12 protein-coding genes are annotated in these 12071 nt (G+C 60.8%); 10 read left to right on the top strand and 2 right to left on the bottom strand.

All coding sequences use genetic code 11. From position 1 onward, the window contains the following. Positions 1 to 6: 6 nt before the first annotated feature. Complete coding sequence (locus tag QD461_RS03825) at positions 7 to 450, bottom strand: MarR family winged helix-turn-helix transcriptional regulator (protein WP_184702229.1); 444 nt, start codon at positions 448 to 450, stop codon at positions 7 to 9. Positions 451 to 799: 349 nt separating this feature from the next. Between QD461_RS03825 and QD461_RS03820 the strand changes: the two genes are divergently transcribed. Continuing rightward, on the top strand, positions 800 to 2296 hold the full coding sequence (locus QD461_RS03820; protein ID WP_184701510.1) for a replicative DNA helicase: 1497 nt from the start codon (positions 800 to 802) through the stop codon (positions 2294 to 2296). A 112-nt stretch (positions 2297 to 2408) separates the two neighbouring features. Continuing rightward, positions 2409 to 3572 (top strand): alanine racemase, encoded by a 1164-nt coding sequence (alr, locus tag QD461_RS03815; RefSeq protein WP_414086543.1) that lies wholly within the window; start codon positions 2409 to 2411, stop codon positions 3570 to 3572. A gap of 59 nt (positions 3573 to 3631) precedes the next feature. Here the strand turns inward: alr and QD461_RS03810 are convergent, their stop codons facing one another. Further along, entirely contained in the window at positions 3632 to 4267 is a 636-nt protein-coding gene (locus tag QD461_RS03810) for a LysE family translocator (protein WP_414086542.1), read from the bottom strand. Between the two features lie 154 nt (positions 4268 to 4421). Between QD461_RS03810 and radA the strand changes: the two genes are divergently transcribed. From radA to QD461_RS03770, 8 genes are all read left to right on the top strand, one after another. Continuing rightward, positions 4422 to 5825 (top strand): DNA repair protein RadA, encoded by a 1404-nt coding sequence (gene radA / locus QD461_RS03805; RefSeq protein ID WP_414086541.1) that lies wholly within the window; start codon positions 4422 to 4424, stop codon positions 5823 to 5825. A gap of 90 nt (positions 5826 to 5915) precedes the next feature. Continuing rightward, positions 5916 to 6539, top strand: a complete 624-nt coding sequence (locus tag QD461_RS03800; RefSeq protein WP_184701502.1) for a CvpA family protein — start codon at positions 5916 to 5918, stop codon at positions 6537 to 6539. 177 nt (positions 6540 to 6716) lie between these two features. Next, a complete protein-coding gene (purF, locus tag QD461_RS03795; protein WP_414086540.1) occupies positions 6717 to 8201 on the top strand; it encodes an amidophosphoribosyltransferase in 1485 nt (494 codons plus the stop codon). Positions 8202 to 8282: 81 nt separating this feature from the next. Then, a complete protein-coding gene (locus QD461_RS03790) occupies positions 8283 to 9023 on the top strand; it encodes an SDR family NAD(P)-dependent oxidoreductase (protein ID WP_414086539.1) in 741 nt (246 codons plus the stop codon). Positions 9024 to 9246: 223 nt separating this feature from the next. Continuing rightward, positions 9247 to 10638, top strand: coding sequence for a cysteine--tRNA ligase (gene cysS / locus QD461_RS03785; RefSeq protein WP_414086538.1), 1392 nt, complete (start codon positions 9247 to 9249; stop codon positions 10636 to 10638). A gap of 2 nt (positions 10639 to 10640) precedes the next feature. Further along, positions 10641 to 11114 carry a GFA family protein gene (locus tag QD461_RS03780; protein WP_414086700.1) on the top strand — a complete coding sequence of 158 codons (474 nt, stop codon included), beginning with the start codon at positions 10641 to 10643 and terminating at the stop codon, positions 11112 to 11114. Continuing rightward, positions 11111 to 11602 carry a GFA family protein gene (locus QD461_RS03775; protein WP_414086537.1) on the top strand — a complete coding sequence of 164 codons (492 nt, stop codon included), beginning with the start codon at positions 11111 to 11113 and terminating at the stop codon, positions 11600 to 11602. Before QD461_RS03780 ends, QD461_RS03775 begins: the two co-directional genes overlap by 4 nt. Beyond that, complete coding sequence (locus tag QD461_RS03770; protein WP_184701492.1) at positions 11595 to 12071, top strand: GFA family protein; 477 nt, start codon at positions 11595 to 11597, stop codon at positions 12069 to 12071. Before QD461_RS03775 ends, QD461_RS03770 begins: the two co-directional genes overlap by 8 nt.

Genomic DNA, 12071 nt, shown 5'->3' with positions numbered 1-12071 from the left:
ACTACCTCATGATTTACCCACGTTCTGGACGTTGGCCGTCATCGCGCGGATAACCTTGAGCGCCACGCCGACGTCCTCGTCCGAAATTCCCTCCAAGATATCCGCACGCACACCGGTGGCAAGGGCTTCCACCTCGGCGGCGACGACTTTTCCGGATTCCGTCATGAATATCTGCTTGGCGCGGCGGTCGGACTGGGCCGGGCGGCGCTCAATGAAATTCTGCGCCTCCATCGCATCGAGGATACGCACGAGCGTCGGCGTCTCGAGCTCCAGCTCGTCGGCGAGCTCCCTTTGGTTGATCCCATCCCTGCGGGAGAGTTTGCGAAAAACCCTGGCGCGGGAAAGCGTCATGCCATGTTCGCGAACAAGCGCATCAAACGCAGCGCGAAGCTTGCGGTTGAAAGCAAAAAGGTCGTCGAAAAGTTCTTGTCTCGATGGAGTTCCGGACATCATTACAACTTTATACTATTAGCACCCTACCCTAACTCATAGGAAATAAACAGATTTTCGCAATTTTTCAAGCGTGATGGGAGCAACAGCTAATGCACACCTTGAAAGACCCCGCTAAAATGTTCCCCACGATTAATTCGCCTACGTGATTCGTGTGTCGATCCTTGCGTTGCAAAGTGGTCACAAGAGATTTTTTACGTGGCGGAAATCTGTCCCTGTGGACGAGTGGAACAACGTTGATAGACCCGACCGATTTGTGACGCTTCACATGCTCATGCGTTTGCGCTGTTGACCGTGACGGCGGAACGTCGCAAACCAGTCGACACCCTAAAGCACGAAGAGATGGAAAATGAACGAAGCTGCGCGCAAGCTTGCCGCCATTGCTCCCGCCGAGCAGCATTATCGCGAAGCGCCCAACAATATCGAGGCGGAGCAGGCTCTGCTCGGCGCCATCCTCGTCAATAATGATGCCTATTATCGCGTCTCCGACTTCCTGAAGCCGGTCCATCTCTATGAGCCGCTGCACCGGAAGATCTTCGAAGTCGCCGGCGACATTATCCGCATGGGCAAGACGGCCAATCCAGTCACGATCAAGAGCTTCGTACCGGCCGACGAGAAGGTCGGCGACATGACGGTCGCGCAATATCTCGCGCGTCTCGCAGTCGAAGCCGTGTCGATCATCAATGCCGAGGACTATGGACGCGCCATTTACGACCTGGCGCTGCGCCGGGCGCTGATCACCATCGGCGAAGACATGGTCAACATCGCCTATGACGCGCCGCTCGACATGCCGCCGCAGACGCAGATCGAAGACACCGAGCGCCGGCTGTTCGAGCTTGCCGAAAACGGCCGCTACGACGGCGGATTCCAGGCCTTCAACGATGCCGTGGCGCTGGCGATCGACATGGCGGCAGTCGCCAAGGAGCGCGATGGCGGTCTATCAGGTATCTCCACCGGCATCCACTCGCTGGACAGCAAAATGGGTGGCCTGCAGCGCTCCGACTTGATCGTCCTTGCAGGCCGTCCCGGCATGGGCAAGACCTCGCTCGCCACCAACATCGCCTATAATATCGCCGCCTCGTTCGAAGGCGAAGTACAGGCTGATGGTTCCACCAAGGCTAAGAACGGCGGTGTCGTCGGCTTCTACTCGCTCGAAATGTCGTCGGAACAGCTCGCCACCCGTATCATCTCCGAGCAGACGGAAGTCTCCTCGTCAAAGATTCGTCGCGGCGATATCAACGATGCGGACTTTGAGAAGCTGGTTGCCTGCTCGATGATGATGCAGAAGGTGCCGCTTTATATCGACCAGACCGGCGGTATCTCGATCGCGCAATTGTCGGCGCGCGCACGCCGCCTCAAGCGACAACGCGGCCTCGACGTTCTGGTGGTCGACTACGTCCAGCTGATGACCGGCTCGGGAAAATCGAACGAGAACCGCGTCCAGGAAATCACGCAGATCACCACCGGCCTGAAGGCGCTCGGCAAGGAACTGAACGTTCCGATCATCGCGCTCTCCCAGCTCTCGCGCGCCGTCGAAAGCCGTGAAGACAAGCGGCCGCAGCTTTCCGACCTTCGTGAATCCGGCTCTATCGAGCAGGACGCCGACGTCGTGCTTTTCGTGTTCCGCGAGGAATATTACGTTAAAAATTCCGAGCCGCGCGATATCAACGACCCCAAATATGCCGAATGGGAAGCCCAGTTCGAGCGCGTGAAGGGTACGGCCGACGTGATCATCGCCAAGCAGCGCCACGGACCGACCGGCACTGTGCGGCTCGCCTTCCAGTCGGAATTCACCCGCTTTGCGGATCTCGCCGACTCCTCGTTCATTCAATACGAAGAGCACTGACAAGAGGGCTTTGCGGGGCATAATGCGCCGCAGCACTTTTTCTTTTCATCGATGATCATTATCCTGGCCGGAGCGACATCACCTCCGGCCATTGCTTAGTTAAGGCGGCTCCATGACAGACAATTTCGATGACTACGACGCTTTCGCTTCCGCTGGCCTGCGGTTGACGGTGGATCTCGGTGCTCTCGTCGAAAACTGGCGCGAGATGGCCCGCCGTTCCGGCAGGGCCCGGACATCGGCCGTGGTCAAGGCCGATGCCTATGGGCTCGGAATCGAGGATGTCGGTGAGACGCTCTACGCGGCCGGCGCGCGCGACTTCTTCGTTGCCACCGCCGACGAAGGCGCGACTTTGCGACTCTATGCGCCGGAGGCACGCATCTTCGTGCTCTGCGGCATCTGGCCGGGCATGGAGCCGACGTTCTTCGAAAACGATCTCGTTCCGGTTATCGCCTCGGAAGAACAGCTGACCTTCTGGATGTCGGTCCTGTCGGAATACGGCGACTATCCTTGCGCATTGCAGGTCGATACCGGCTTCAACAGGCTGGGCCTGCCCATGGAGGATGCGATCGCACTTGCCGACGACGTCTCCCGCCCGGCAAGCTTTGCACCGGTGCTTGTCATGAGCCACCTTGCCTGCGGCGACGATCCCTCCAATGCAATGAACCGCCAGCAACTCGAGGCTTTCCGCAAAGTCAGCGCTGCCTTCGAAGGCATCGAGGCGAGCCTTGCCAACTCCGCCGGCATTTTTCTCGGGCCGGACTATCATTTCGACCTCACCCGCCCCGGTATCGCCACTTACGGCGGCGAGGCCGTTCCCGGTATTGCCAATCCGATGCGCCCGGTCGCGACGGCCGAGGCCAGGATTATCCAGACCCGTTCCGTCAAGGCGGGTGAAACGGTGGGCTACGGCCGTGCACTTCGGTTGACGCGAGACAGTAGGCTGGCGATCGTTTCGGCCGGCTATGCGGATGGCTATATGCGCAGCCTGTCGAGTGCCGGCGTGCCGCTGCGTCAGACCGATGTCGCCGCAGGCCACGGCTTCATTGCCGGGTACAAGGTGCCGGTTGCCGGCCGCATCACCATGGACCTCACCATCTTCGACGTGACCGACCTGCCGGAAAACCTGGCGCGCGCCGGCGACTATGTCGAACTCTTCGGCAACAATATCCTGGTCGATGACGCAGCCCGAGCCGCCGGCACGATCGGCTACGAGATGCTGACAAGCATGGGGCTCAGACACGAGCGCCGGTATATCTCGGAAGAGATCGAGGAATAGCCCGATATTGAAGTATCTCCGCGGCGGCGGAAACTGCCGCTCACTTTGCGGTCGGCGCTCTACCGAGCGCTGATTGCCAGACGCACGCCGAGCGCGACGAGCAAAGTGCCAAGGCCGCGGTCCAGCCAAAGCCCGAAGCTGCGATTTCGCCTGAGAGCCTCCTTCAGACGACCACCGAGCAGGATGAGCGGCGGCTCGATGAAGGCCGCCACGACGATGATCAGGCTGCCATGCAGCAAAAGCTGCGCCCAGACCGGCCCGGCACCCTCGACGACGAATTGCGGCAAGAAGGCGAGAAAGAAAATCTCGACCTTGGGGTTGAGGAGAGCGACGAAGATCCCCTGCCGATAGATCCGCCCCCAGGACAACGCGTTGCCTGCCTCCTTGATCCAGGCGCCGTCGCCCTTCGAGCGGAGCGCCTGTATCCCGAGCCAGATCAGATAGACGGCGCCGATCCACTTGATCGTCGAGAAGGCCAGAGCGGAGGCGGCAAGGATCGCCAACAGGCCGGCGGCAGCCATGAGCACATGCAGGCCGGCACCGCTCCAGATCCCGAACAGGGCGGCAAAACCCGAGCGCATGCCACTTCTAATCGTATGGCCGAGAATGAAGGCGATATCCGGCCCGGGCGATAGATTGAGAAGAATCGCTGCAGTCAGAAAGGCAATCCAGTGGGCAAGCGAATAGTCGAACATCGGCCACCATCCAGAAAAAGGCTGGCATAAAGGCTCGCACGATCGGCATTGATACGGAAATCATTAGTTTTGATGGGCTGCGAAAGACATTATCTGACTGCCCAAGCGATTCGTTGCGAAAAGCGAAGCAATTGAACTTTGAGAACAGCATTCTATGGCTAAAGCCCGGACACAATTCATCTGCCAGAACTGCGGTACGATCCATAACCGCTGGGCAGGCAAGTGCGATAGCTGCGGCGCGTGGAACACCATCGTCGAGGAAGATCCCATGGGCGGGATCGGCGGCGGTCCAGCCAGGACGCCGAAGAAGGGCAAGCCGGTGACGCTGACCTCGCTTTCCGGCGAGATCGAGGAAGCACCGCGCATCCATACCGGCGTATCCGAGCTAGATCGCGCTACGGGCGGCGGCTTTGTGCGCGGCTCGGCTGTTCTCGTCGGCGGCGATCCGGGCATCGGCAAGTCAACGCTGTTGATGCAAGCCGCCGCAGCACTGGCCCGACGCGGGCACAAGATCGTCTACGTCTCCGGCGAAGAAGCGGTGGCGCAGGTTCGCCTGCGCGCACAGCGGCTGCAGGCGGCCGATACCGATGTGATGCTGGCAGCCGAAACCAATGTCGAAGACATTCTGGCGACGCTTGCCGAGGGCAAGAGGCCTGATCTCGTCATCATCGATTCCATTCAGACCCTCTGGAGCGAACTAGCCGAATCCGCTCCCGGCACCGTGACGCAGGTACGCACCGGCGTGCAGGCCATGATCCGCTTTGCCAAGCAGACCGGCTCGGCGATGGTGCTGGTTGGCCACGTCACCAAGGACGGCCAGATCGCCGGTCCGCGCGTCGTCGAGCATATGGTCGACGCCGTTCTTTATTTCGAAGGCGATCGCGGCCATCACTATCGCATCCTCCGTACGGTCAAGAATCGTTTCGGCCCGACGGATGAGATCGGCGTCTTCGAAATGTCCGACAGGGGCCTGCGTGATGTGCCCAATCCGTCGGAGCTTTTCCTCGGCGAACGCAACTCAAAGTCGCCGGGCGCCGCCGTATTTGCCGGTATGGAAGGTACCCGTCCCGTTCTCGTCGAGGTGCAGGCGCTGGTGGCGGCGACCTCGCTTGGCACGCCGCGCCGCGCCGTCGTCGGCTGGGATTCGGCGCGGCTATCGATGATTCTTGCCGTACTGGAAGCGCATTGCGGCGTTCGCCTCGGCCAGCACGATGTTTACCTCAATGTTGCGGGTGGCTATCGCATTTCCGAGCCGGCGGCCGACCTCGCGGTCGCTTCTGCACTGGTTTCCTCCCTGGCCGGTCTTGCTCTGCCCGCCGATTGCGTCTATTTCGGCGAAGTCAGCCTGTCGGGCGCCGTCCGGCCGGTTGCGCACACCGCCCAGCGCCTCAAGGAAGCCGAGAAGCTGGGGTTTTCCACGGCCGTCTTACCTGCCGCTTCCGCCGACCTGCCAAAGGTCAATGGTGGACGCTGGAGCGAGATCGAAAGCCTGCCGGATCTGGTGGTGCGCATTGCCGGATCGAAGGCCGCGCTTAAGCGTGCGGAAGATGAAGACTGAGCCATACTTCAGCCGTCCTTGACGTAGAAGAGGCTCATACTGAGGCCGATGCCCGCCACATGGCGCGGCAAGTCTTGAAGTGGATTATACATGCCCATTACGATTTTCGACGGTATTGTTCTCGGCGTTCTTCTGTTTTCCGCCGTTTTGGCCATGGTTCGCGGCTTTTCGCGCGAAATTCTATCGATCGTCAGCTGGGGCGGTTCGGCCGTCGCTGCTTACTATCTCTATCCTCTGCTTCTTCCTTATGCGCTTCAGTACAAGGCCGATACCAAGATCGCGACAATCGCTTCGGCCGGCGTCATCTTCCTGCTGGCGCTGATCATCATTTCCTTCATCACCATCCGGATTGCCGACTTTATCATCGACAGCCGCATCGGTGCCCTCGACCGGACGCTCGGCTTCCTGTTCGGTGCGGCTCGCGGCCTGCTGCTCATGGTTGTCGTCGTCGCCTTCTGGAACTGGCTCGTCGCGCCAGCCGCGCGGCCGGACTGGGTCAACAACGCCAAGTCCAAGCCCTTCCTCGATTCGATGGTCGAAAAGCTGAAGTCGGCGCTTCCCGAAAACGTACAGGCGATGCTGCCGCCGGAGATCCTGAACAAGATCGCTCCGAACCAGCAGCAGCGGACGCAACCTCAGGAAGGCGGCGACAACGCGGCGCCGAACGATGCGGCACCGTCCGACGACGCACCGGCACCGCAGACAAACAATTGACAATGCGTTTACAGGCCTGGCGTTTACAGGCTTGACCCGCCGCGCGATAATCGCCATGTGAGCGGCAAGAAACATGAAGATCCGGCCCGATATGTTTTCCGGCCGGATTCTCAGCTATTTTAGTATCCTGCCGTGACGCCGCCCGATCCGCCACGTTGAGAGCAAAGGCCAGCAGCCATGAACCATTCCCTCTCCATCGAGAATGACATCGACGGCGACACGCTGCATGAAGAGTGCGGCGTGTTTGGCATTTTGGGGCACCCCGATGCTGCAACGCTGACGGCGCTTGGCCTGCACGCCCTGCAGCATCGCGGCCAGGAAGCGGCCGGCATCGTCTCCTTCGATGGTCAGCGCTTCCATTCGGAACGGCGGATGGGTCTCGTCGGCGATCACTATACCGATCCCGCCACGCTGGCGCGCCTGCCCGGCGACCGCTCCATCGGCCATGTACGCTATTCCACGACAGGCGAAACCATTCTGCGTAATGTCCAGCCGCTGTTTGCCGAACTAGAAGTCGGCGGCATCGCCATCGCCCACAACGGCAACTTCACCAACGGCCTGACGATGCGCCGGCAGCTGATCGCAGACGGCGCCATCTGTCAGTCGACCTCTGATACCGAAGTCGTCCTGCATCTCATCGCCCGCTCCAAGCATCCTTCCTCCTCAGACCGTTTCATCGATGCCATCAGGCAGATGGAAGGCGGCTATTCGATGCTCGCCATGACGCGCACGAAGCTGATCGCCGCGCGCGACCCGATCGGCATCCGGCCGCTTGTCATGGGGGAACTCGACGGCAAGCCGATCTTCTGTTCTGAGACCTGCGCTCTCGACATCATCGGCGCAAAATATGTCCGCGACGTCGAAAACGGCGAAGTTATCATCTGCGAGATCCAGCCGGATGGTTCGATCACCGTGGACGCCCGTAAGCCCGAGGTTTCCCAGCCCGAGCGCCTATGCCTGTTCGAATATGTCTATTTCGCTCGTCCCGACTCTGTCGTCGGCGGCCGTAACGTCTATGCAGCTCGCAAGAACATGGGGATCAACCTCGCCAAGGAGGCACCTGTTGCCGCCGACGTGGTCGTGCCGGTGCCGGACGGCGGTACGCCGGCCGCCATTGGCTACGCGCAGGCAAGCGGCATTCCTTTCGAGCTCGGCATCATCCGCAACCACTATGTTGGCCGAACCTTCATCGAGCCGACGCAGCAGATCCGCGCCTTCGGCGTGAAGCTCAAGCATTCCGCCAACCGCGCCATCATCGAGGGCAAGCGCGTCGTACTGGTCGACGATTCCATCGTGCGGGGCACGACGTCCGTCAAGATCGTGCAGATGATCCGCGATGCCGGCGCCAGCGAAGTACATATCCGCGTCGCCAGCCCAATGATCTTCCATCCGGACTTCTACGGCATCGACACGCCGGATGCCGACAAGCTGCTCGCCAACCAGTACGGCAGCCTGCAGGCCATGTGCGACTATATCGGTGCGGATTCGCTCCAATTCCTGTCGATCGACGGTCTTTACCGCGCCGTCGGCGGCGAGCCGCGCAACAATGCGCAGCCGCAGTTTACCGACCACTACTTCACCGGCGATTATCCGACGCGCCTGCTCGACAAGGAAAGCACCAGCAACGTGCGCAAGCTTTCCGTTCTCGCCAGCAACGGCTGAGCGCGATAACAGCCGACACAGCAACGATTGACAGGGGCGCCCTGCCCCTTTCTCTTTCCCAGGCATTCGGATCAAGGCAGCATGAGCGTCAATCTCAAGGATAAGATCGCCCTCGTCACGGGAGCGTCGCGCGGTATCGGTTACTTCACGGCACTGGAACTGGCCAAGGCCGGCGCGCACGTCATCGCCTGCGCTCGCACGGTGGGCGGCCTTGAGGAGCTGGACGATGCCATCAAGGCCGCCGGCGGTTCGGCAACGCTGGTTCCCTTCGACCTCGCCGACATGAACGCCATCGACGCACTTGGCGCCTCCATTTTCGAACGCTGGGGCAAGCTCGATATCCTCGTTGCCAATGCCGGCGTGCTCGGCGTGATCTCGCCGATCGGCCATGTCGAGGCCAAGGTGTTCGAGAAGGTGATGACCGTCAACGTGACGGCTACCTGGCGGCTGATCCGCTCCGTCGAGCCGCTGCTGATGCGCTCCGAGGCCGGCCGCGCCGTCATTCTTTCCTCGGCCGCTGCTCATCGCTGCCGGCCCTTCTGGGGTCCCTACTCCGCATCAAAGGCTGCCGTCGAGGCACTTGCCCGCACCTGGGCCGGAGAAACGCAGAGCACATCGCTGCGCATCACCAGCGTCGATCCGGGTGCTACCCGAACCGCGATGCGCGCTCAAGCCATGCCCGGCGAAGATCCGGATACGCTACCGCACCCCCGCGATGTCGCCCAGGCGATCCTGCCGCTCGTGGGCGCCGATGTCACCGAAACCGGTAAGCTTTTCGTCGTGCGCGAAAACAGGCTCGTCGACTATCGGATGCCTGAATAAAAAACCCCCTCTCCCCGTGCGGGAGAGGCCTACTCCCTACTTGACCAAATTCTTTCGGCGCGCGATAAAGCCGCCCATGAAAACGGTTATCTGCATTATCTGCCGGAAGATTATTCGCTAGCGTTTCGCTGGCCTGGCCGTTTTCGTCTCCCAAAATCCAAGATGACAAACGTCCGGCCTGCCGGTGACGGTATTTTTCGGATTTATGCCTTGGGAGAATGAAATGGGCACCGAGCTGCAACTGAAGTTCTACAACACGCTGACGCGCGAAAAGGTCGGTTTCCAGCCGATCGACCGCAACAACGTCCGCATGTATGTCTGCGGCCCCACGGTCTATGATTTCGCCCATATCGGCAATGCGCGCCCGGCCATCGTCTTCGACGTGCTCTTCCGGCTGTTACGGCACGTCTATGGCGAAAGCCACGTTACCTATGTTCGCAACATCACCGATCTCGACGACAAGATCAACGCGCGCGCCTTGCGCGACCATCCCGGCCTGCCGCTGAACGCGGCGATCCGGCTGGTAACGGAGAAGACGGAGCGGCAGTATCGCAAGGATACGACCGATCTCGGCTGCCTGGAGCCAACCGTGCAGCCGCGCGCAACCGATAGTATCGAGCAGATGATCACGATCATCGAAACGCTGATCGCCAAGGGTCATGCCTATCGGGCGGCCGGCGAAGTGCTGTTCGACACCAAGTCGATGGCCGATTACGGACAGCTTTCGAAGCGCAATCTCGATGAGCAGCAGGCCGGCGCACGCGTCGCGGTCGACGAGCATAAGAAGAGCCCAGGCGATTTCGTGTTGTGGAAGCTGTCGGATGAGAATGAGCCCGGTTGGGAAAGCCCTTGGGGTCGCGGCCGCCCGGGCTGGCATATCGAGTGCTCGGCCATGAGCGGCCGCTATCTCGGTGACGTCTTCGATATTCATGGCGGCGGTCTGGACCTGATCTTCCCGCATCATGAAAACGAACTTGCCCAGTCGCGTTGCGCCAATGGCACGCATGCCATGGCGAATGTCTGGATGCATAACGGCTTCGTGCAGGTTGAAGGCCGCAAAATGTCGAAATCGGAAGGCAATTTCGTCACGATCTACGAACTGCTGGAGACAGACAAGCTCGGCGGCCGAACATGGCCGGGCGACGTGCTGCGGCTTGCCATGCTGATGACGCATTACCGCGAGCCGATCGACTTCTCGGTGAAGCGCCTCGAGGAAGCAGAGCGGCTGATCGCCAAATGGCCGGCGGCTGACGTCAGCGACGCCTTCCCGGATCCTACGGTGCTTACCGCTCTCGGGGACGATCTCAACACCGTCGCGGCCATTCAGGCATTGCATGCCCTGGCGCAAGCCGCCAATGCCGATGCCAGCCTCCTGCCCACCTTCGCAGCCAGTGCTGATCTCCTCGGCCTGCTACCGAAGAAGGCGGAGGTCGACAACGCCGTCGTTGCGGAAATCGACGCCAAGGTGCGCCAGCGCCTGGAGTTGCTGAAGGCAAAGAACTTCGCCGAGGCCGACAAGCTTCGCGACGAACTGACGGCCATGGGCATCCAGCTCAAGGATGGCAAGGACACGGCGACGGGTGAGCGCATCACCACGTGGGAGATCAAGCGGTGAGCATGATCCACACCGGCGGCTGTCAGTGCGGCGCGGTTCGCTTCCGGGTACGGGGCGAGCTGAAGGATGCGTCGATCTGTCATTGCCGCATGTGTCAGAAGGCCTTCGGCGCCTATTATGCGCCATTGGTCTCGACACGCGGTGCGGAACTTATATGGACGCGCGGCGTGCGGAAGGTGTTTCAATCCTCCAACTATGTGAAGCGCGGCTTCTGCGGGGATTGCGGCACGCCGCTCACTTATGAGGCACCCGATGGCATTGCGGTCGCGGCTGGCGCCTTTGATGACCCCTCGCAGCTGCCGCCCGTCATCCAATATGGAACGGAAGGCAAAATTGACTTCGTCGACCGGCTGCATCTGCTGCCGGGATGCCGGACGGAGGACGATGTCGAGCAGGCGCCCTTCGTGCTGGAAATCGTGTCGTACCAGCATCCGGATCACGATACCGCGGCATGGCCGCCAGAGGTCGGAAAATGACAATGACGACGGGCCATAGCGGTGGATGCCAGTGCGGCGCGGTTCGCTATCGCACCGTTGGCGCGCTCGGCTACCCCCATCTATGCCATTGCCGCATGTGCCAGAAAGCATCCGGCAATTATGCCTTGCCATTGGGGAATGCCAAACGCGCCGATTTCGAGCTGACGCGTGGCGAACCGTCTTGGTTTCACTCGTCCGACCTTGTCCGGCGCGGCTTTTGTCGCACCTGCGGTACGCCCCTGTTCTATGATATTCCCGGTACGGATTCCATCAATGTGACGCTCGGCTCGTTGGATGAGCCGGCGGCAGTTCAACCCATCGCGCAATCGAACCCGGCGGGAAAAATGCCTTGGTTCCATGCGCTGGATGTCCTGCCTATGGAGCCCGATGAGGATAGCTCTGATCGTGCGGTCTCGATCAAGCACTCCAACCACCAACATCCCGATTACGATACCCAAAGCTGGCCAGAGGAGAAGAGCCATGAGTGAAGCCACTAGAAGCGGAGGATGCCAGTGCGGGGCGGTGCGGTTTCGCATTCGCGGCGAGCTCGGCCGGCCGTCGATCTGTCATTGCCGTATGTGCCAAAAGCAGTTCGGCAGCTTCTTCTCCGCGCTGGTGACGGCACCGGATGAGGGCCTGGAATGGACCCGGGGCGAACCGAGCTATTTCCAGTCCTCCGTCAACATCGAGCGGGGTTTCTGCAAAAACTGCGGCACGCCGCTGACCTATCGCCATCCGGGGGGCCTCGAAATCGCCATCGGCGCCTTCGACGAGCGCGACGATCTGGCGCCGCAGATTCAGGTCAACTACGCCTACCGCCTGCCCTGGGTGGACACAATCTTCGACAAGCCCGTTCATCAGGACCCGGATTTCTACGCCCGACAGGAACAGATCATCTCCTTCCAGCATCCGGACCACGATACCGAAATCTGGCCGGCGGAAGGGCTGAAGATTTGA

It is taken from the genome of Rhizobium sp. BR 314 (assembly GCF_047445805.1).
GTDB lineage: Bacteria > Pseudomonadota > Alphaproteobacteria > Rhizobiales > Rhizobiaceae > Rhizobium > Rhizobium lusitanum_B.
Note: the sequence above shows the minus strand (reverse complement) of the source record. Positions and strands in the feature narration are given on the sequence as shown.

Coding starts and splice junctions, on each gene's coding strand:
- QD461_RS03825 (WP_184702229.1), bottom strand. CDS start 450: ATGTCCGGAACTCCATCGAGACAAGAACTTTTCGACGACCTTTTTGCT.
- QD461_RS03820 (WP_184701510.1), top strand. CDS start 800: ATGAACGAAGCTGCGCGCAAGCTTGCCGCCATTGCTCCCGCCGAGCAG.
- alr (WP_414086543.1), top strand. CDS start 2,409: ATGACAGACAATTTCGATGACTACGACGCTTTCGCTTCCGCTGGCCTG.
- QD461_RS03810 (WP_414086542.1), bottom strand. CDS start 4,267: ATGTTCGACTATTCGCTTGCCCACTGGATTGCCTTTCTGACTGCAGCG.
- radA (WP_414086541.1), top strand. CDS start 4,422: ATGGCTAAAGCCCGGACACAATTCATCTGCCAGAACTGCGGTACGATC.
- QD461_RS03800 (WP_184701502.1), top strand. CDS start 5,916: ATGCCCATTACGATTTTCGACGGTATTGTTCTCGGCGTTCTTCTGTTT.
- purF (WP_414086540.1), top strand. CDS start 6,717: ATGAACCATTCCCTCTCCATCGAGAATGACATCGACGGCGACACGCTG.
- QD461_RS03790 (WP_414086539.1), top strand. CDS start 8,283: ATGAGCGTCAATCTCAAGGATAAGATCGCCCTCGTCACGGGAGCGTCG.
- cysS (WP_414086538.1), top strand. CDS start 9,247: ATGGGCACCGAGCTGCAACTGAAGTTCTACAACACGCTGACGCGCGAA.
- QD461_RS03780 (WP_414086700.1), top strand. CDS start 10,641: ATGATCCACACCGGCGGCTGTCAGTGCGGCGCGGTTCGCTTCCGGGTA.
- QD461_RS03775 (WP_414086537.1), top strand. CDS start 11,111: ATGACAATGACGACGGGCCATAGCGGTGGATGCCAGTGCGGCGCGGTT.
- QD461_RS03770 (WP_184701492.1), top strand. CDS start 11,595: ATGAGTGAAGCCACTAGAAGCGGAGGATGCCAGTGCGGGGCGGTGCGG.